Genomic DNA, 19,792 nt, shown 5'->3' on the forward strand with positions numbered 1-19,792 from the left:
CGGGATGATGCATCAGTTCGAAACCGCCGGCGCCTTGATGTCATTATAATCGTAATGCAGCGACAGATGCTGGTGGCGGACCTTGCCGTCCGGCGCCGTCGGACCGGCGATGTCGGTCTCGCTGCGAATGAGCGTACCGGTATCGGGCGTGACCCACACCTTCGTCAGGACATTCATCGCATCGGTCTTGTCGCTTCCCGTATAGACCGTGAGATCCTTGCCATCGATCTTGTCGTTCGCCAGATGCGCGCAATCGTTAAAGCTCATGGCGCTTTGCTTCACCTTGGACCGCAGATCGGCGAGATCGGCGTGGACGTCCTTCCACTCGCCGTTCGGCAATTTCACGAAGACTTGCGTGCCGGTGAAAATCGTCTCGGTCGCGATCGCGTTCGGCGCACCGGCGCTGCCGGGGACCGGCGGGTCCTTGGGATCGAACGAAATCGTGCCGACGCTGTGATAGGCCGTCTTGGCGTTGGTGAGCATGGCATCCGCCAGCCCCTTGCAGGCGGCATCATCAGCCCGCGCGCTCGCCAGTCCGAGGCCCAAAAATCCAAAAACACCACCAACCAGAACCGGCCGGACCCATTGGGCCGTTTTGCCACGCATCCTCATACTCCCTGTCCTTATTCGTTTCCTGTCGCCCGTCAGGCGGCCTTATATCCGGCGGCACGGGCAGCGTCACCCCCGCGCGCAACGGCTTTATTCTTGGGCAAAATCGCGGCATTCTCGCCGGCAGCGCGGGTCTCGCGCACACATGGGGAGTGAGGAATGTCGCAGGAACTTTCACGTCGCCAGATGGCTGCCGTGGTCGCAGCCGGGGGATTGCTGGCGTCGGCGTTGCCGGCCAAAGCCTATCAAGGCAATATGTTACGTGCTCTCAATTCGCTGCGCGATGCGCTGGAATCGCTTCGAGAAGCGAGTGGGAATAAGGGCGGCCACCGGGAACGGGCGATCGAACTGATTCGCGGCGCGATCGCCGAAGTGAAGGCCGGGATCGACTTCGCCGCAGAACACGGCGGCAACGGGCAATAACAAGCTCCGCGGATCGGCGCGGCCCGCAAGCAGCGGGCCGCTTATTTTGCGGCGCCGGGAGGCTGGAGGATGACCGAAGCCTCCGAGGTCTGCGTGAGATAGGTCAGCGATTCCAGAAAATAGAGTTTCACCGCGCTCTCGGAATGGCTGAGGTAGCCGATCGAAATATCCTGCCCGAGATAAAGGTCGAAATCGCCGCCCCGGGTCGTCAGCACGACGCCGCCGCTAATGGCGGGACTCCAAATCACTTCCTCGTCGACCAGGCTCCGAATGTGCTTCAGGATGGGATATCCTTCATCACTGCCGCCCGTGATGGCGGTGTAAGGCTCCGCCCCAAGGACAAGCGCATAAGGGCCGTTGACACCCGCGAGGCGCAAACGCTCCACGGCCTCGGCGACCGCATCCGGATAGGCCCGCACATCGGCGGGGAGCGTGACGGGCTGATTGCTGGTCACCTGGCGCACGCCCTGGATTCCCGCATCGGCATAGCCCTCGAACACCACATGATCCTCGGCGAAGGCAATCGCGCGGGCGGCATCCTTCAGCGGCTGCCAGTCGGAATCGTTCGATCCGCGCTCGACATCGTCGATCGCCTGGCGCGTGAGCTCGAACGGAACCTTGAGTTCGATGAGCGGTCTGACTTCGCGTTGAGAGACTTCAAGATCGCCGCGCAGCGGCGTGATCTGACGCGTATGGCCGGTGCCGATCGCCGCGAGGTCAAAGCCCTTCGGCCCCTGAACATCCACGACACGTCGCGCCGCCAGATAACGCTTCAGCGTTCGCGCCGCTTCCTGCTCGATCTGCTCCCAGGCGCTGCTGGAAATCGGCGCCAGCTCGCGATGAAGGTTATTCATTCTGTCCCTCTTGTTTCAGAGAACCGATCCCGAGCGATCCGTCGGACCGCGGCCGTTGCGAACCGGCGGGTGTGGCCGCCGCGCCTTCGGACTGCGCCGGGGATGCGGGCGGTCCGGCCTCGTCCGGTTCGACGGAGTCCAGAAATGTCGCTGACGGCACGAAAAACAACGATCCGGTGACCGCGCGGCTGACATCCAGCAGGCGGTCGTAATTTCCTGGCGGATTGCCGATGAACATATTCTCCAGCATCCGCTCTATTCTATGCGGTGAACGGGCGTAGCCAATAAAATACGTGCCGAATTCGCCCTTCCCGACGCTGCCGAAAGGCATGTTGTCGCGAATGATTTCGAGTTGTTTGCCGTTCTCGACGATCGTCGTCAGGACATTATGCGCGAATGGCGGCTTGGCGGCATCGTCCAGTTCAATGTCCGACAATTTCTTGCGGCCGATAATGCCTTCCTGTTTCTCGGTCGGAATCTGGTTCCATTTGTCGAGATCGTGGAGATATTTCTGGACGATCACGTAACTGCCGCCGGTGAACGCCGCATCTTCGTCGCCGATGATGGCGGCATCGACACACGCCTCGCCCACCGGATTTTCTGTGCCGTCGACAAACCCGATCAGGTCGCGGTCATCGAAATATTTGAAGCCGTGCGTTTCATCGACCACACGCAGCGCGGCGGCGAGCCGGGACATAATCTGTGTGGCGAGCTCGAAGCAGAGATCCATGCGCGTCGCACGGATATGAAACAGAACATCGCCCGGTGTCGAAACCGCATGATGTTCGCCGTTTATCTCCCGAAAAGGGTGAAGATCCTTCGGCCGGGGTCCATCAAACAGGCGATCCCAAGCTTGCGAGCCGAACCCCAGCACGCAGGACAGCCCGCTATCAAGGTCGCGGAATCCGACCGCCCGGACGAGCGCGGGAAGATCGCCGCAGAGCGCGCGGACAGCGCGGGCGCTCTCCTCCCCCTCGTTCAGCGTTGCGACAATAAAGATCGCCGAACGCGAAAGTCTTGCGGCGACCGGCTGACTCTCGATTGAACCCACGACAACTCCCCGGGAAACCTTTCAACACCAAGATCGCAGCGTGTCAAAACCATACGCAGAATTTGCAGTCTCATCAGCCAAAATAAAAGAGCCGGCGAAATCGCCGGCTCGATCATACAGGGCTGAAGACAATTACCTGAAGCAGCGGAGATTTCCGTTGGGCATGCGGACGGCGGTATGACCGGTACGTCTTAGACACCAATCCTGGTTTTGACCGCCCCATACGCAATTGCCCCATCCGTTGCGATGGCGGTTCGGACCGCACCCGCCCAAGGCAAACGCCGACGACAGACTGGTGGAAAGGATCAGAATGCCAAGCAATACAGTGCAGAGCGTTTTCATAGATCACTCCCTTGATGCGCGACTATGGCAAATCGCGTTGCATCTTGTACCCCAAGCGAACGCTTCGCGGGATACCGACGCGGGAATTTCGATGAATTTGGATGCGATTTAGTTAAGTGGATGATTTTCTAAGATTAAATCATCGCGCTTGGTTTATCGCGGATTGATGTGTGGTGCGGGCGGTCGGAATCGAACCGACACTCTGTTACCAGAACCAGATTTTGAGTCTGGCGCGTCTACCAGTTCCGCCACGCCCGCCTAGCGCGCTTGCCGACCACCCGGAAGGATGATCGATAAGAAATCGCACCAATTAAAAAAGCCGGAACAAATTTCGATCGAAAAGTCGAACAACTTTTCCGGAATTTGCTCCAGATGAAGGCGCTGAATTATAAGATTGCCGCGCGGCCCACAAGCGGCGGGGCGCAGTTTTCATCGCGCATCACCCCAGATCCGAAAAGTCTGCAACTTTTCGGGGCGATCGATCCTTCTGCGCATCACCCGATCCGAAAAGTCTGCAACTTTTCGGGGTGATGCGGTCAGTGCCAGTCCCGCACGTCGACGAAATGGCCGGTGACGGCCGCCGCCGCCGCCATAGCGGGCGAGACGAGGTGGGTGCGGCCCTTGAAGCCCTGGCGGCCCTCGAAATTGCGGTTCGAGGTCGAGGCGCAGCGCTCGCCCGGCGCCAAACGGTCCGGGTTCATCGCCAGGCACATCGAGCAGCCGGGCTCGCGCCATTCGAAGCCCGCGGCCAGGAAAATCTTGTCGAGACCTTCCGCCTCGGCCTGCGCCTTGACGAGACCGGAGCCGGGCACAACCATCGCATTGACGCGATCCGACACCCTTTTTCCCTCTATCAACCTGGCGGCGACGCGCAGATCCTCGATGCGGCCATTGGTGCAAGAGCCGATGAACACCCGGTCGATCGCGACATCGGTGATCTTCTCGCCGCCCGAGAGGCCCATATAGTCGAGCGCACGGCGGATCGAGGCGCGCTTGGCCTCGCTGGCACCCTGCTCGGCCGTCGGCACCCGGCCGTCGATCGAGATCACGTCCTCAGGGCTCGTGCCCCAGGTGACGATCGGCGGCAGATTGGCGGCGTCGAGCCGGATCACCTTGTCGAAATGCGCGCCTTCGTCGGACTGGAGCGTTTCCCAATACCGGAGTGCCGCATCCCAATCGGCGCCCTTCGGCGCGCGCGGGCGGTCCTTGATGAAGGCATAGGTCTTCTCGTCGGGGGCGATGAGCCCGGCGCGGGCGCCGCCCTCGATCGTCATGTTGCAGACGGTCATCCGACCTTCCATCGAAAGATCGCGGATTGCCTCGCCGGCAAATTCGATGACATGGCCGGTGCCGCCGGCGGTGCCGATCTTGCCGATGATCGCCAGGATGATGTCCTTGGCGAAGACGCCCTCGCCGCGCTTGCCGTCGACGACCACCTGCATGTTCTTGGCTTTCGACTGGATCAGCGTCTGGGTCGCCAGCACATGCTCGACCTCGGACGTGCCGATGCCGTGCGCCAGCGCGCCGAAGGCGCCGTGCGTCGAGGTGTGGCTGTCGCCACAGACGATGGTCGTGCCCGGCAGTGTGAAGCCCTGCTCGGGGCCGATGATATGGACGATGCCCTGGCGGTTATCCTGCTCGTTAAAATAATCGATGCCGAAATCCTTGGCATTGGCGGCGAGCGTCTCGACCTGGATACGGCTCTCCTCGTCCTGAATGCCCTTCGAGCGATCGGTGGTCGGCACGTTATGATCGACAACGGCGAGCGTCTTCTGCGGCGCGCGCACCTGACGCCCGGCCAAACGCAGCCCCTCGAATGCCTGCGGGCTCGTCACCTCATGAACGAGATGGCGGTCGATATAGAGGAGGCAAGTGCCGTCGTCCTGGCGATCGACCACATGGGCATCGAAGATTTTGTCGTAGAGCGTGCGTAACTCGGCCATCTCTCAAGCACTCTTCATAGGTTGCGGCCCCGTGCCGCTTGCCGCCACAGCCTATCTGACGGAAACTGGGGCAGTTATTAACCCCAACCCGCATATAGGAACAGTTATAAAAAACGTCATCGCCTCCAAGGAGGCATCCGGGCGGAAACCGCCTGGAGAGCGGAGAGAAGAATGCGTCCGCCTGTCGCGCCCTATCTGACCGTTTCGCCCGCCATGGCGGCGATCGCCTTCTATACGACCGTCTTCGGCGCGAAGCAGCAGGCGCTGATGCCGGCGCTCGACGGGCTGCGGATCATGCATTGCGAACTGACGATCAACGGCGGCTCGGTCATGCTGGCCGATGCCTTCCCGGAATTCGGCAATACCCGCGTCCCAGTCCCTGGCGAGCCGATGACCGCCTCGGTCAGTCTCGAATTCGAGACCGCCGACGAGGTCGATCTCATCTTCAAGCGAGCGATCGGGCTCGGCAGCAAGGGCGAGACGAACCCGACCAACAGCTTCTGGGGCACACGGCTCGCGACCTTCCGCGACCCGTTCGGCCACCGCTGGATCCTCAACGCGCCGCTGACCTGACCCGGCCGCAACGCTCCGGGCTCCGGAGCTTATTTCTTGCCGCCGCCCTTGGGCGCACGGATGGCGCCCTTCGGCTTCTTCTCCGGCGCCACCTTTTTCACCGTCGGAGCCTGGGCATTGGCCGCCTCGCGGGCCGCCTTGGCGGCGGGCGTCTCGAGCCTCTCGGCGATACGGGCCGACTTGCCGCGACGGTCGCGCAGATAATAGAGCTTGGCGCGCCGGACCTTGCCGCGGCGCACGACCTTGATTGAATCGATGTTCGGCGAATAAACCGGGAAGACGCGCTCGACGCCCTCGCCATAGGAAATCTTGCGGACGGTGAAGCTCTCGTTGAGGCCACCGCCGGTGCGGGCGATGCAGACGCCCTCATAGGCCTGAACGCGGGTGCGCTCGCCTTCCTTCACCTTGACGTTGACAACGACGGTATCGCCCGGCTGGAATTCCGGGACCGGCCGGACGGCGGCGAGCTTGGCGACCTGAGCGGCTTCGAGCTGCTCGATAATATTAGCCATAGGATGAGTCCTTCCGTTTCGCCTGGTTCGGCCGCAGCCGCCAGACGGGCGTTTCGGAACGCTGTTTTGAGTTAAGGCGCGGCTTCTACACGAGGCGGCGGCCTTTGTCGAGATTGCGATTCCATTAGCGCCCTAACCTTGTCCACATCCGCTGGCGTCGCCGGATTATAGACCACCATGCCGAGATCGGGGCGGCCATCGACGGCGAAAGTCGAATATTCCATCTCGATCACGCCGGCGACCGGATGGCGCATATGTTTGGTGCCCTCGCCATAGGTGCGCACATTATTGGTGCTCCAGATCGCAGCGAATTCAGGGCTTTCCCGGCACAGTTCCTCGACGAAGCTCTTGACATAATCCGCCGCTCCGGCGCGGGCGACATCGGTTCGGAAGGCGGCAACGACGAAGCGGGCAACGTTGTCCCAATCGGTTTGCCGGGCGCGGATATACGGCTCACAGAAGAGCAGCCGCAGGATATTGCGCTTCTCGATTTCGAGCGTGGCGTAATCGGTCAGCACCGCCGCGGCGGCGCGGTTCCAGGCGACGACATCCCAGATCGGCGTCTTGATGAAGGCCGGGCTGGATTCAAGCGCGTCGAGCACGCGCTGCAGGCGTGGCGTGACCCCCTCGGCCGCCTTGTAGTGAACCTCGGGCGGCCGGCCGAGGCCGAGCAGGAAAAGATGTTCGCGCTCGACATCCGTCAGCATCAACGCGCGGGCGATCCGGTCGAGCACGTCGGCCGACGCCGCCCCGCCCCGCCCCTGTTCCAGCCATGTGTACCAGGTCGGGCTGATATTGGCGCGCTGGGCAACTTCTTCGCGGCGCAGGCCGGGCGTGCGCCGGCGTGTTCCCGACAGGCCGAACGCGGCCGGATCGAGCCGGGTGCGGCGATCCTTCAGATAGGTTCCCAGCAGGTTCTCGTTGGCGATCCGCGCGTCCATGCTGTTAGCTATTATACCTGTATAAGATCACTTATTTACCAGGATATATTATGCGCCAATAGTCTCCGCCTCTCAACCGGAGACTAACTTCATGCGTGTTTTTGTGACTGGCGCGACCGGCTTCATCGGCGCCGCCGTCGTCAAGGAACTGATCTCGGCCGGCCATACAGTGCTTGGCCTCACCCGCTCGGAGGCCGGCGCGAAGGCTCTGACCGCCGCCGGCGCGGACGTGCATCACGGCGATCTGGAGGATCTCGACAGCCTGCGGAGCGGTGCGGCCGCGGCGGATGGCGTGATCCATCTGGCTTTCATCCACGACTTCTCGAAATTCGTGGAAAACTGCGAGATCGACCGTCGCGCTATCGAAGCCCTCGGCGCGGCGCTTAAAGGTTCGGACCGGCCGCTGGTGGTCACGTCCGGCGTGGGCCTCCTGGCCCCGGGCCGCATCGCGACCGAAGACGACAAGCCCGCGCGGGATTTCCCGCGCGCGTCGGAAGCGACGGCGTTGGCGCTGGCGGCGGATGGGCTCAATGCATCGGTCGTGCGGCTCCCGCAAGTCCACGACACGGTCAAACAGGGCCTTGTCACTTATGCCATCGCCATCGCGCGGGAAAAGGGCGCGTTTGCCTATATCGGAGACGGCCATAACCGCTGGCCCGCGGCGCATGTACTCGACGTGGCGCGGCTCTATCGGTTGGCGCTTGAAAAGGCCGAAGCGGGCGCGATCTATCATGGGGTCGCGGAGGAAGGCGTCTCGCATAAGGATATCGTGGACACGCTTGGGCGACGTTTGCAGATTCCGGTCAAATCCATCGCGCCCGATGAGGCACAGGCCCATTTTGGCTGGCTCGCAATGTTTGTGGCGTACGATATGCCGGCCTCAAGCGAAAAGACGCGCAAAAAATTGGGATGGCAGCCGACCGAGCGCGGTTTGATCGCCGATCTCGAACAGCTTTACATCCCTGATCGATGAAGGACCGGCCGGGCTAGTTCGCGGCCGAAAACGCAGCTTGCCGCCGAACACGACATTTGATGGGGCGTTCTCGCCCCTCATAACCCCCGCCCCATTTACGCCGCCTCTTGTCTTGGGCAGACTTTTGCGGCACGCAGAACGCGATTCGAAAACGGGCGGGACTTCATCGACATGGCTGGCGCTTGCACCGAGGGGCTCGATACCGGATTTGCCGCGCTGGGCTATGCCAAGGTCGCCTTTCTCGGCGTCGTGCAGGGCATTACCGAGCTTCTGCCCGTCTCCTCGACGGCGCATATGCGCATCGTCCCGGCCCTGCTCGGCTGGCGTGATCCCGGCTCCGCCTTCTCCGCCGCGATGCAGCTCGCCGCGCTTGCCGCCGTCGTGAGCTATTTCTGGACCGACGTAGAGGGGCTGACGGGCGGCGCCATCTCCGCCATCAAGCGGCGCGATTTCAACGACTGGTCGTTGCGCTTCTGTGTCTGGATCCTCATCGCCACGCTGCCGATCCTCGTCGCCGGCACATTGCTGTCGAAGCTGCTCAATACCTGCAATTCGCCGCTGCGCTCTCTCTCCGCCATCGGCGTCGCTTATATCGTCATGGGCGCGCTGCTCGGCCTTGCCGAAGTCTATTCGCGGCACAAGCGCACGCTCGACGACGTCACTCTCAAAGACGCGCTGATCGTCGGCTTCGCCCAATGCGGCGCATTGATTCCCGGCGTCTCACGGTCCGGCTCGACCTTCACCGCGGCGCTGTTCCGCGACCTTGAGCGCACCGAGGCGGCGCGCTTCTCCTTCCTGCTCGGCATTCCGGCCATAGCCGCCGCCGGGCTGAAAGAGCTCTACGAATTGCACAAGGCACATCTCGACGCGCATGGCTGGTCGGTCCTCGCCGTCGGACTCGTTGTCGCGTCAATCTCGGCCTTCATCGCCATCTGGGGATTGCTGCGCATCCTCGAGCGCTTCTCCTCCTGGCCCTTCGCCATCTATCGCGTGGCGCTCGGGATTTTTCTGCTCGTCGCCGTTTTCGCCCATTGGCTGCCCAATTGAGGCGAGAGCATCGGGCTGGAGGCTTCTATGCCCGCCACACCCCGTTTTCTGCCTGCCGGTGAATCCGCGCTCGTCGTCGAATTCGGCGCGGCGATCGACCCCGCGCTGAACGACAAGGTCCGCGCCTTCGACCACGCGCTCGCCGCCGCGGCGATCCCCGGCATTGTCGAGACTTTGCCGACCTATCGCTCGCTGATGATCCATTTCGATCCGCGCCAGGTTGCGACCGACGCGCTCATCGCGGAACTGCGCAAGCTTCAGATCGGCCCCGGCGCAGCGGGCGTGCCGAAACATTGGTCGATCCCCGTCTGCTACGAGCCGCCCCACGCCGAGGATCTGGCCGAGGTCGCAGCGGCGCTCGGCCTCACGGCGGAACGGGTCGCGGCCCTGCACGCCGGGGCGGAATATCGCGTCTATATGTTCGGCTTCGCGCCGGGCTATGTCTTCCTTGGCGGCTTGCCGGCCGAGCTCAACATCTCCCGGCGGCCGAAGCCGCGCCCGCCGGTGCCGCAAGGCGCGCTGTTGATCGCCGGTGGCCAGGCTTTGATCGCCAACCGGCCAATGCCCACCGGCTGGTACAACCTCGGCGCGACGCCGGCCCTGCTCTTCGATCCAAAGCGCAGCCCGCCGGTCGCGCTCGACATCGGCGACCGCATCCGCTTCACGCCCGTCGATGGCGCGGCTTTCGCACGCCTGCGCCGAGAAGCCGCCGAAGGCGCGCCCGTCATCGAACAGAAAGCGTGAGATGGAAGCCCCGCATCTCAGCGTGCTGAGCGCCGGACCCGGCGCGACGGTCCAGGATGGCGGCCGCTTCGGCTTTCGCCGCTACGGCGTGACGCCGGCCGGACCGATGGATTGGGCGGCTTTCCGCACCGCCAATCTGGCGCTGGGCAACGCGCCCGATGCCGCGGCGCTTGAAATCGGTCCCGGCGGCATCGAACTCGTCAATGCGAGCCCCGGCCCGATCGGTGTCGCCTTCTGCGGCGGCGGCTTTTCCTGGTTCCGCGACGGTCAATTAGCCGGGGCCGCCGCGAGGCTGGTTCTGACCCCCGGCGCTCATCTGGCCGCGCGGCCCGGTGTCGCGGGCATTTTCACCTATCTCGCCGTCGTCGGCGGTCTGCGCACGCCGGTCGAGCTGGGCAGCCGGGCGACCTATACCCGCGGCGGTCTCTATGGAGGCATGTTGCAAGGGGGCGATTTTCTGCCGCTGGCGGAGGACGCCGGCACCCCCGGCGACGAGGCGATGATCGTCGCCCCCTGGCTACGGCCAGACCTTGACGCGCCGCTGCGGGTCGTCGTCGGCCCGCAGGACGATTATTTCGACGCGGCGGCGCTCGATCTCTTCTTCAGCGCGCCCTTCAAGGTCACGGCTGGCGACCGCATGGCCTACCGCCTCGACGGCCCGGCAATCGCTCACAGCCGGGGCTACAATATCGTCTCCGACGGCGTGGCCCTGGGCGCCATCCAGATCGCCGGGGACAAAAAGCCGCTGGTGCTGATGGCCGATCATCCGCCGACCGGCGGCTATCCCAAGCTTGGCCATATCGCCCGCGCCGATATCGGGCGCCTGGCGCAATTGCGACCGGGCCGGACCTGTCATTTTGCTCAGGTGAGCGCCGAGACGGCGCGCGTGGCCCTGCTGGCGCTGGAAGACGCGGTCGTGACGACGCAAAGCTTCTGCCGGCCGCTGCGCCGTGTGGTCGCGCTGGCGGGTCTACCGCCCTCGGACCGCTCGCCCTGGTCGGCCGTCGGCAACCACCGGCTGCGTTGACGCGGCGAACGTAAACTGGTCTACATCCGCGTCCAAATACGGGTTTTGCTCATCTCATGACAGACGCTGCCATCAAGAAGCCGGACAGCGGCATTGCGGGAGAATTTGCCGAAAATCTCGGCCTGATCACGCCGCTGGCGCGGGCCTGGCACTTTCGCGAACTGATCCGCGCCGTGGTACGGCGCGAGCTGATGGCGCGGTTCAGCGGCTCGATCCTCGGCTGGCTCTGGGCGATTTTCGGGCCGCTGCTGATGCTGTCGGTCTATACCGTCATCTTCTCGCACGCGGTCGGCATTCGCGCGTCGACCGCCGCGCACGGCGTGGCCAATTATTCGCTGAATATTTTCGTCGGCCTTATCGTCTTCAACCTGTTCGGCGAACTGGCCTATCGCGCGCCAGGACTGCTGCACGAGCATGTGAACTTCATCAAGAAGTCGATCTTTCCGAGCGAGACGCTGGCCTGGACCGCGGCGATCCGCGCCGCCGTCTATGCCGCTATCAGCTTCTGCGTCCTGCTGGTTTTCGAACTCCTCATCACCCACAAGCTGCCGCCGACGATCCTGCTGCTGCCCTTCGTCTTCGTGCCGTTCTTTCTCTTTCTTCTCGGGGTAAGCTGGTTCCTGATGGCGCTGGGGTCGTTCACGCGCGACGTGATGCACCTGATGGCCTCGATCGTCCCGGTTTTCATGTTCGCGACGCCGATCTTCTATTCGATCGACGACGTCCCGGGGAACCTGAAGATTTTCCTTCGCGCCAATATCGTCGGCGATTATGTCGAGCTGACCCGCGACGTCGTTCTGCTCGACAAGATTCCGAACCCTTGGCTCTATCTGGGGACTGTGATTGTCTCACTCCTCGTCTTCCGTTCCGCCTATCGATTCTACATGCGCTACAAGAATGTCTTCGTCGATGTCATCTGAGATCGCCATTAGCTGCAAGGGCGTCGGCAAAGCGTTTCAGCTCTACTTGAAGCGGAACGACCAGCTGTATCAGGCGCTGTTCGGGCGCTGGAAGCAGTTCTATCACCCGCACTGGGTGCTGCGTGATGTGAGCTTCGATGTACGCCGCGGCGAGACCTGGGGCATCATCGGCCGCAATGGCACCGGCAAGACCACCTTGCTGCAGCTCATCTGCGGCATCAGCAAGCCGAGTCACGGCGACATCAGCGTCTCCGGCCGGATCGCGCCGATCCTGGCGCTCGGCGCCGGCTTCGATCTCGAACTGACCGGACGCGAAAATGCTTTGATCGGCGGCGCAATTCTGGGCCTGCGCCGCAAGGAGATCATCCCCAAGCTCCCTTCGATCGCGGCCTTCGCGGATATCGGCGAATTCTTCAACCAGCCGCTCAAAATGTATTCGAGCGGCATGACCGCGCGTCTCGCTTTCGCCGTCTGCGCGCATGCCGACGCGGACATTCTGATCGTCGACGAAGCGCTCTCCGTCGGCGATGCGACCTTCGCCAAGAAATGCGACGATTATATTCGCAACTTTGCGGAGAAGGGCACGATCCTGGTCGTCTCGCACGACCTCAAGACGCTTGAGGAATTGTGCGATAACGTCATCTGGATCGACGAGGGCCGCGTCGCCGCCGTCGGCAAGCCGGCCGACGTGATCACCGCCTATCGGCGCGCCTTCAACATCACCAAGCTCGTCACCGCGCCGCGGTTGGTCGTTTAAGCACACCGCTCACGCCGAGACCGGTTAGAGCGCGGCTCCGGCGCCGCTCGCGCCGCGCGGAACGCCCGTCTCACGGCGCTTCCCGTGCTTCACCGGAAAGCGGGCCTGCTGACGCAGAATGAGTATGAGCGCGATCGCCAGTTCCAGGCCGATTGCCAGTGCGACCGTATAGACCAGGAACGGGTCGCGCCGGACGACGCTTTCCGTACCGATCAAAATTCCGATATGGATCGCCGGAATCGCAACGAGGGCCGCGATCGTCGTCGTGTTGCGCCCCGTCGCACTCGATAGCGTCAGGACGAGGCCGATCGCCAGCAAGGCATGGGTCAAAGCCAGGATCGGAATGCCGAAGCGCTTCGCCGCCTCGCTCATCCAATCGGAGAGGAGTTGCTTCGTGCCATCGCGGCCCGGCCATGCCTCGAGGAATTGCTGCCCCGGCATTTCAAAGACACCGCGCCAGCCGCGGCTGGGCATGCCCTTCGTGCCCTGCATATCGAGCTGAATGACATATTGGTCGAAGTCGGCGGTGCGAATCTCGTTGGTTCCGTCCGGGCGGCTCTGCAGCGAGCCGTGGCTCATCACCAGAAGCACGCCGTGATCGTTGCGGCGAAACTCCGTCTGTTTCGCGGTGATGATCTCTTCTTCCTTTTTCTTTTCGTTCATCTGGTGGATGAACATTCCCTCGACGACGTCTTCCGACTTCCAGCGCTTGAAATAGAGTGTCCGCGTTCCATGATCGAACGTGTAGAACTGGGCTGGTTCGAGCATCCGATGGTTGAGCGAATTGCGGATGACGTAAATGACGTCGTGCATCTGGCCGACATTGTCCGGCGCGATGAAGATCGAGGTCCAGTACCCCAAGACCACCGCGATCAAGGCGACGAGGGTTGCGGGGACGCAGACCGCCACAACCGACAGTCGCAGCGAATAAAGCACGGCGATCATGCCGTCGGCGGCCATGCGCGAAAACTCCAGCGCGACGGCAATGCCGACCGCCATCGGCAATGCAAGATAGATCGCCGTCGGCAAGGTGCCCATCAACGCCGGCATCAGCAGGCCGCTGCGTACCGCCGAGGCCGGCAGATAGTGGAAGAGCTGGGTCAGCACCACCGGGACGCACAGGCCAACTTCGAGCAGAATGACGGAAAAAAACACCCGCCGGCCGAGGTAGAAGTATAGCAGCTTCGGCACTTCGATTCCCTGCTCTTGCCCTATGTTTCCGTTACCAAATGCGGGCCGGCGCTAACCTTGATCGCGGCGGCATAAATCCGCCCGCTTCGCATCCTAGTCAACTCTTGACTTTACCTGCTATCGACCTCGGCAGACAAAACCGATATGTTTGCCAAGCGTACCGCGTGGCGGCCTGTCGACAGGGGCGACCGAGAAAATCCTTATAAATTCAAAAGAGTAGAATACCGATGCCGAGCATGTTTCCATGAACATCCTGAACCCGCGACTGAGCACTATCGTGCAGGCAACGGTGGCGGCGGGCAGTTCGGATTTTCGGCTCCCCTTGGTCAGCATTATCATCGTCAATTATAATTACGGCCGTTTTCTGGATCAGGCGGTCGACAGCGTCTTCGGCCAGACTTATCCGAACGTGGAATGCATCATCGTCGACAATGCGTCGACCGACGAAAGCCCCGAGGTGCTGGAATCGATCTCGGCGCGCTACCCGCGGGTGCGAATCATTCGGCGCGGCTCGAACGACGGACAGACCGCGGCTTCGCTGGATGGCTTCGACGCCGCCGGTGGCGCTTATGTGATTTTCGTAGACGCCGATGATATTTTGCTGCCGCAGGCGGCCGCGACGCATATGTTCGCCCATCTTTCGCTGCGCGTGCATGTCGGCTTCACGTCCGGCGACATGCTGCAAAGCGCCGATGATCAGATCGTCATCGGCACCGGCGAGGAACTCAATCGCTACGTCCTCAGCGGGAAGGGGCGGCGCAAAAACCTGCTGCGTAATTACGAACATGCATTTGAGCCGCAATGGCCGCCGCGCGAACTGGGCGAATTTCTCGCGGATAAAATTCACCTCGTGCCGCACCAGACGACGAGATGGGTCTGGTCGCCGACGACCGGCCTCTGTTTTCGCCGCGATGCGCTGCGTCAATTCGTCGACAATCCGGACCTCGCGAGTTTGCGAACCGGAACGGACATGTATTTCGCACATGCCATCGGCGCGCTCTACGGAAGCGCCATCATCGACACGCCGGTTTTTGTCTACCGTATCCACGGAGGCAACGAATTCACCCGCCATCCGCAACTCAACCGCTGCAAGGCGTATGACGGAAGCTCAAACAACAACAACGCCTATGCGCTGCGACTCCTCGTCGATCATCTGGTTGCGAAAATCGATCGCTTCTATCAGAGCAGCCGTTCGCCTCTCGATTACTTCCATGCCCTGAAGCAACTCGATCAGCATGATCCGGACCCGAGATTGCCGGCCTGGCGGCAACGATCACGTGTGGCCGGGCATCTCGTTGATGGCTACGCCGACGTCGCCGCGACGATCGGCCCGTGGAAGACATGGGCTCTCATGCTCTGGTTTGGCGTTCCGCCGACGCTCATTGCGCAGACCGCAAAACGAAGCTCATGATGGCAAGACAGACGGACGTGTCTCGCGCTGCGGAATTCGCCGGCAAAAATGTCCTTCTCGTTCATCCGGCCTGGCACTCGTGCGGCAGCTATAACGTCTTCGTCGCTCAGGCAGACGCCTATCGCGCCCTGGGCGCGCGGGTCATCAGCCTCGCAATCAACACCTTCCCCGGGTTCGCGGCGGAATCGGGCGCGGCGAAATCCTATCTCGCTGCGACACAGGATCTGCCGGCCGACAGCCGCTTTTTTACCGGAATGCCGCCCGGCGCCATCGCCTCGCCGGAGTTTTTTCAGGCGGCGAACGCCTGGCTGCACGGCGATTATGCCGCGATGCTGATCGAGACCGCGCGCCAGTCGGCGCACCCGGCCGAACTCTCGGCCGTAAAAATCGACCTCATCCATTGCAATCACTTCTTCTGCATTCCCATCGCCGCCAGATTGCGGGACATCCACGGCTGCCCGCTACTGCTCGATACGCACGATCTGCAAGCCAGGCAGTTCGCTTTGCGCAATCGCAATGCCTGGACGTTGCGGCCGAAGGCAAAATACGAAACCATGCTGGCCAGCGAGCTGGCAAATATGCGTGCCGCCGACGTCCTGATCCATCTCAACACCGAAGAAGCGGACGCTTTCAGCGAGCTTCTTCCGGAGAAGCGGCATGCGCTGATTTTCCCCAGTGTGAGGCCTATGCCGCTCGGCCGCGGCGACGAGATCATCATCGTGGCCAGCGCCAATTATCCGAATTTCCTCGGCCTCAAATGGTTTCTGAGCGAGGTAATGCCGCGCGCTGGTGCTGTGCCGATCCGCATCGTCGGAAATATCAACGAGATGGTCCGCCGGCGCGCACCGCTGCTCTATAGTCGATACAGATCGCTTTTCGTCGGCTTCACCGGCGATCTTGCCGGAGCCTATGCGAGAGCGGCGGCGATCCTGCTTCCGACCACGACCGGCTATGGCATCTCGATCAAGACGATCGAGGCGCTTTCGAGCGGTGTGCCGCTTGTCGCCACGACGCCAGCCTTCCGCGGCATGGGGATCGATCCCGCGAACCTGAAAAACGTCATTCTGGCCGAGGACGCGCCGGCCTTCGCGGCCGCGATTCGTCAGCTCGCCGCCAAAACGCCGCGACGCGACGACGCCAGTGGTCCAAGCGACACCCGTCTGCTCTATGAAAAACTGTTCACGGCCGCGGCCTACAAGGAGACGCTGGCGGCGCTCGTCGCACCGTTGCTTGCACGCAGCGACGTCCTACAGACCTAGAGCCTTGAGGCGGGCCTTGGCCTTTTCCGCATATTGATGCCAGATGATGTCGATGGGCCGGCGATGGCGCGGCATGCCGATAATGCCGGGCCAATGGCAGAAATAGACCTTGTTGCCCTTACGATCCTCGGGGCCGTCCGGAGATGCCAGGATCCCGTCCGACTTGTAATAGCTTTCCTCCGAGGCGTGCGGAACGATCTCCGACAAGGTCGCGATTTTCAAGGCCTGGCGATGCACCACGAAATTGGTGAGCGGCTGGGCGAACAGGCCGCCACGCTGCCGGACGGCGTGAAAGATTCGCTCGTCTCGGGTGATGACATCGTAAAAGTCCTGCAGCGACAGGACAGATCGCGACGTCACGAAAAACCCGTCGTTGAACAAAAGAGCGTCGCGCAGGTAATCGTAATCCCGGAAGCGCGAATTATAGATGTAATCGGTAACGCGCGCGGAGACGATGAACTCCGTCTTGCCCGCCTCGATATGGCCGAGAAGCTTGGTGAAGTCCTGCAGCAGGATGATGTCGACGTCGAGGTAGATCACCTCGTCGAGCGGCAGCGTCAGCGCCAGCAATTTGCGCAGCCTGCGGCGATGGCCCGGATTCAGCGGATAAAGCCGGCGCGCAAGCGCATCGAGTTCGCCGCTGTCGAGGGAGACGACCTCGACCCCATAGGCTTCCGCAACGAGGCGGGTGCGGGTGAGATTGTCATCATAAGGGATGAGATAGAGCGGGATCGAAGAGCTCCACGCGCGATAGCTCTCGAGAAAGGGCAAGAGCCAATCGATGACGCGATCGTTGGCGATGATCGCGATGCCGTATTTCTTCGCTGGGGCAGTTTCAGAAGGCTCGCGCGTATCCGACATGGGCGGCCTCCTCTGACCGCAGGCATGGCGGCGGACACATTCGATCGAAAACCATATGCAACGATATCGGTCCCAGTTCGCCCCGGCCTTGATGAATTTGTTCGAGGACCGGGATTTCGGCTCCCGACACGGATGGCGCCCTTTTAGCGACAGCGGAGCAGCGGATCAAGCTTCGGGCATTGAACGGGCCGAATTTACGAGCTTCAGGATCACATCCACATAGGCCGCGCCGCTGTGCCGGCTGGCAAAGTCGGGCGCGCCCTGCGCTGCCTTGCTTTGGCTCTCGGCAAGATGCGGCAGCAGCCGTTCTATGGCATCCGCGAGTGCTTCACTCGTATAGGGCGCAAAAATCTCCCCTTCCGCCACACCGCTCTCGATCTCCGTTGCGGCGTAAATTCCGCGCGCGGCGATGACCGGCCGGCCGGCAGCCACCGCCTCGGTATAAAGACCCGAGCCGCGCTGGCCGAAGCGGCCTGGATCATAAGGCAACAACGTGACATCCACGGCATTGGTTCTTTGCGCATATTCCGCGCTGTCCATGATGCCTTCGACGAGCTCGATGCCGGAAAGCCGGCGCAGTTTCTGTTCCGCCTCGACCGTTTCGCGTTCCCAATTCGAATGCTGAATCTGGACGATGAAATCGACGGGCAGGTTCCTGGCCCGGCAGATTTCAATCGCCCCGGGCAAGAGGTGAAACCCCTTCTCCGATTTTGAATAGCCGAAGAAACCGAGCCGCACCCTGCCCTGCGGTTTCGGCCGCGCCTGAGCGGCGCGCAGGACAATCGGCAGCAGCGTGGTCTTGATCCCGAACTGCTGGGTATAGATCTTGGCGAGGGCCTCGTTCTCTGTGGTGAAGAACAAGGACTTGCCGATCAGTTCGCCGGCGAGATCGAACGCCTGGCGGTAATAGGCCGTCCCGCGCTCGCCGATCTGATCCCACGGTGTCCAATTCGGCGTGAACATCAATTGACAGACGACATTCGGCAGCGCCGCCCAGGGCAGCGACAAGAGATGCCGTACAAGACCGAGAATCTGATTTTGCGAAATGCCCGGCACGACGATGACATTGTCGTGGCGCCATACGTCAGGCGGAAGCCTTGCGAGGTCGCGCCGATAAACTTCGTTCAGGACACGCCAGGTACTTGGCTCGGAAAAGGTCCGCCGCCGCTGCACGAAATTTCGCGCCATCGCGAATGTGTCGCCAAGGAAATTGCGTCGGGAGGGGAACCGGCGCCGATAGCCCCAGTAGAGGCTGCGGCTGAACCAGGGTTTCGCGCCGATGTCGCGGACCACCGCGGCGTCCATGCCCTTCATGCCGAAAACGCGATAAGAGATGCTGCGCTGCGACAGCGCATCGCAGACTTCCATTAGAAGCTGATAGCTGTGCTCTCCGCAACTGACGAGCCCGTTGTCGAGCACAATGACGTCCATCGAACCGCCTTTCGACCTGAAAAAACTGCTGAAATCCGAAATCTTTCGACGATGAAATATCTTTTTACGGCGTGATTGAGCAGTGGGCTTGACGAAACTATCCGAATATTAACGTGATCCGCCATCACAGGCGTGTGCGTTGAGGTGCCACGGGGGCTTCCCCGGCGCCGGAACAGACGGGACAAGAGGTCACATTCATGTCATCGCCCAGCGAAATTCAAGGTGAGCCACTGCACGGCCGCGGCGCGCCCAACGCGGAGATCCTGCGCGCGTCGCCGCGTCTCTTCGACAATCCCGTGCTCGACAAGCTGTCGCGTGTGCATTGGTCGATGCCCCTGATTCTCTATACGCCGGTCGTAGCCGTGCTCGTATGGCTCAGCTTACGCAGCCTTTCGCCCCTCACGGTCTTTCTGACGGCGGCGCTCGGCTACGGCATCTGGACCTTGATCGAGTATTTCGGGCATCGTTACCTGTTCCACGCGGAATTCCCCGGCGAATGGGGTGCGCGCATCCACTTCCTGATCCACGGCGTGCATCACGATCATCCCAGCGATCCGTTGCGACTCGTCATGCCGCCGTTGCTCAGCGTGCCGATCATGCTCCTCGCGCTCGCCATCGTCTGGCTCCTCTTCGGCTTTCCGCTCGGCTACGCCGTCCTCATCGGCTTCATCGTCGGCTATGTCGGCTACGACATGGTGCATTATTACGTGCACCATGCGACGCCCACGACGCGGGTCGGGCGTTATTTGCGGCAGGTGCATATGGTGCATCACTTCCGCAACCCCGACGCCTATTACGGCGTCAGCGCGCCGTATTGGGACGCCGTTTTCGGAACGCGCCACATTCCGCCGGCGGCCTCGTCCGAAACCCACCACGGCTGAAGAAGGCCCGATTTTCGACATCGTAGCCGATCGGATGAAAGC

Annotated in this window: 21 protein-coding genes and 1 tRNA gene; 11 read left to right on the plus strand and 11 right to left on the minus strand. The window is 62.1% G+C overall.

Annotated features, from left to right (window positions below):
* Positions 1-12 precede the first annotated feature (12 nt).
* On the minus strand, positions 13-606 hold the full coding sequence (locus CWB41_RS03030; protein WP_129396384.1) for a hypothetical protein: 594 nt from the start codon (positions 604-606) through the stop codon (positions 13-15).
* Positions 607-768: 162 nt separating this feature from the next.
* Between CWB41_RS03030 and CWB41_RS03035 the strand changes: the two genes are divergently transcribed.
* A complete protein-coding gene (locus CWB41_RS03035) occupies positions 769-1,032 on the plus strand; it encodes a hypothetical protein (RefSeq protein WP_115837341.1) in 264 nt (87 codons plus the stop codon).
* 41 nt (positions 1,033-1,073) lie between these two features.
* On the opposite strand, the gene CWB41_RS03040 is transcribed toward CWB41_RS03035, so the two are convergent.
* From CWB41_RS03040 to leuC, 5 genes are all read right to left on the minus strand, one after another.
* Positions 1,074-1,886, minus strand: a complete 813-nt coding sequence (locus CWB41_RS03040; RefSeq protein WP_115837340.1) for a family 1 encapsulin nanocompartment shell protein — start codon at positions 1,884-1,886, stop codon at positions 1,074-1,076.
* On the minus strand, positions 1,879-2,937 hold the full coding sequence (locus CWB41_RS03045; RefSeq protein ID WP_115837339.1) for a Dyp-type peroxidase: 1,059 nt from the start codon (positions 2,935-2,937) through the stop codon (positions 1,879-1,881). Before CWB41_RS03045 ends, CWB41_RS03040 begins: the two co-directional genes overlap by 8 nt.
* Before the next feature lie 132 nt (positions 2,938-3,069).
* Positions 3,070-3,279: a GCG_CRPN prefix-to-repeats domain-containing protein gene (locus CWB41_RS16540; RefSeq protein WP_115837338.1), complete on the minus strand. Its 210-nt coding sequence runs from the start codon at positions 3,277-3,279 to the stop codon at positions 3,070-3,072.
* Positions 3,280-3,450: 171 nt separating this feature from the next.
* Positions 3,451-3,537, minus strand: a tRNA-Leu gene (locus CWB41_RS03055).
* Between the two features lie 278 nt (positions 3,538-3,815).
* Positions 3,816-5,222: a 3-isopropylmalate dehydratase large subunit gene (leuC, locus tag CWB41_RS03060; RefSeq protein ID WP_115837337.1), complete on the minus strand. Its 1,407-nt coding sequence runs from the start codon at positions 5,220-5,222 to the stop codon at positions 3,816-3,818.
* A 171-nt stretch (positions 5,223-5,393) separates the two neighbouring features.
* On the opposite strand from leuC, the gene CWB41_RS03065 reads away from it, so the two are divergent.
* A complete protein-coding gene (locus tag CWB41_RS03065) occupies positions 5,394-5,795 on the plus strand; it encodes a VOC family protein (protein WP_115837336.1) in 402 nt (133 codons plus the stop codon).
* 29 nt (positions 5,796-5,824) lie between these two features.
* On the opposite strand, the gene rplS is transcribed toward CWB41_RS03065, so the two are convergent.
* Together rplS and CWB41_RS03075 are read right to left on the minus strand one after the other, a co-directional pair.
* A complete protein-coding gene (gene rplS / locus CWB41_RS03070) occupies positions 5,825-6,307 on the minus strand; it encodes a 50S ribosomal protein L19 (protein WP_115837335.1) in 483 nt (160 codons plus the stop codon).
* A 71-nt stretch (positions 6,308-6,378) separates the two neighbouring features.
* Positions 6,379-7,248 (minus strand): helix-turn-helix transcriptional regulator, encoded by an 870-nt coding sequence (locus tag CWB41_RS03075; protein WP_115837334.1) that lies wholly within the window; start codon positions 7,246-7,248, stop codon positions 6,379-6,381.
* A 91-nt stretch (positions 7,249-7,339) separates the two neighbouring features.
* On the opposite strand from CWB41_RS03075, the gene CWB41_RS03080 reads away from it, so the two are divergent.
* From CWB41_RS03080 to CWB41_RS03105, 6 genes are all read left to right on the plus strand, one after another.
* Complete coding sequence (locus CWB41_RS03080) at positions 7,340-8,221, plus strand: SDR family oxidoreductase (RefSeq protein ID WP_115837333.1); 882 nt, start codon at positions 7,340-7,342, stop codon at positions 8,219-8,221.
* 171 nt (positions 8,222-8,392) lie between these two features.
* Positions 8,393-9,268 carry an undecaprenyl-diphosphatase UppP gene (gene uppP, locus CWB41_RS03085; protein WP_115837332.1) on the plus strand — a complete coding sequence of 292 codons (876 nt, stop codon included), beginning with the start codon at positions 8,393-8,395 and terminating at the stop codon, positions 9,266-9,268.
* Between the two features lie 27 nt (positions 9,269-9,295).
* Positions 9,296-10,012 carry a 5-oxoprolinase subunit B family protein gene (locus tag CWB41_RS03090; protein WP_181902981.1) on the plus strand — a complete coding sequence of 239 codons (717 nt, stop codon included), beginning with the start codon at positions 9,296-9,298 and terminating at the stop codon, positions 10,010-10,012.
* 1 nt (position 10,013) lies between these two features.
* Positions 10,014-11,039, plus strand: a complete 1,026-nt coding sequence (locus CWB41_RS03095) for a 5-oxoprolinase subunit C family protein (RefSeq protein WP_165203951.1) — start codon at positions 10,014-10,016, stop codon at positions 11,037-11,039.
* 56 nt (positions 11,040-11,095) lie between these two features.
* The gene (locus CWB41_RS03100; protein WP_115837329.1) at positions 11,096-11,959 is read left to right on the plus strand and encodes an ABC transporter permease; all 864 of its coding nucleotides are present in this window, start codon (positions 11,096-11,098) and stop codon (positions 11,957-11,959) included.
* Complete coding sequence (locus CWB41_RS03105) at positions 11,949-12,716, plus strand: ABC transporter ATP-binding protein (RefSeq protein WP_115837328.1); 768 nt, start codon at positions 11,949-11,951, stop codon at positions 12,714-12,716. Before CWB41_RS03100 ends, CWB41_RS03105 begins: the two co-directional genes overlap by 11 nt.
* A 24-nt stretch (positions 12,717-12,740) precedes the next feature.
* On the opposite strand, the gene CWB41_RS03110 is transcribed toward CWB41_RS03105, so the two are convergent.
* A complete protein-coding gene (locus CWB41_RS03110; RefSeq protein WP_115837327.1) occupies positions 12,741-13,907 on the minus strand; it encodes an LptF/LptG family permease in 1,167 nt (388 codons plus the stop codon).
* A gap of 244 nt (positions 13,908-14,151) precedes the next feature.
* On the opposite strand from CWB41_RS03110, the gene CWB41_RS03115 reads away from it, so the two are divergent.
* Positions 14,152-15,318 (plus strand): glycosyltransferase family 2 protein, encoded by a 1,167-nt coding sequence (locus CWB41_RS03115; RefSeq protein WP_115837326.1) that lies wholly within the window; start codon positions 14,152-14,154, stop codon positions 15,316-15,318.
* Positions 15,318-16,577, plus strand: coding sequence for a glycosyltransferase (locus CWB41_RS03120; protein WP_115837325.1), 1,260 nt, complete (start codon positions 15,318-15,320; stop codon positions 16,575-16,577). Before CWB41_RS03115 ends, CWB41_RS03120 begins: the two co-directional genes overlap by 1 nt.
* On the opposite strand, the gene CWB41_RS03125 is transcribed toward CWB41_RS03120, so the two are convergent.
* Entirely contained in the window at positions 16,566-17,438 is an 873-nt protein-coding gene (locus CWB41_RS03125) for a hypothetical protein (protein WP_115837324.1), read from the minus strand. The genes CWB41_RS03120 and CWB41_RS03125 overlap by 12 nt on opposite strands.
* A 165-nt stretch (positions 17,439-17,603) precedes the next feature.
* Complete coding sequence (locus tag CWB41_RS03130; RefSeq protein ID WP_115837323.1) at positions 17,604-18,869, minus strand: glycosyltransferase; 1,266 nt, start codon at positions 18,867-18,869, stop codon at positions 17,604-17,606.
* Between the two features lie 197 nt (positions 18,870-19,066).
* Between CWB41_RS03130 and CWB41_RS03135 the strand changes: the two genes are divergently transcribed.
* Complete coding sequence (locus CWB41_RS03135; RefSeq protein ID WP_115837322.1) at positions 19,067-19,750, plus strand: sterol desaturase family protein; 684 nt, start codon at positions 19,067-19,069, stop codon at positions 19,748-19,750.
* Positions 19,751-19,792: the final 42 nt, after the last annotated feature.

This window comes from Methylovirgula ligni (genome assembly GCF_004135935.1).
Lineage (GTDB): Bacteria > Pseudomonadota > Alphaproteobacteria > Rhizobiales > Beijerinckiaceae > Methylovirgula > Methylovirgula ligni.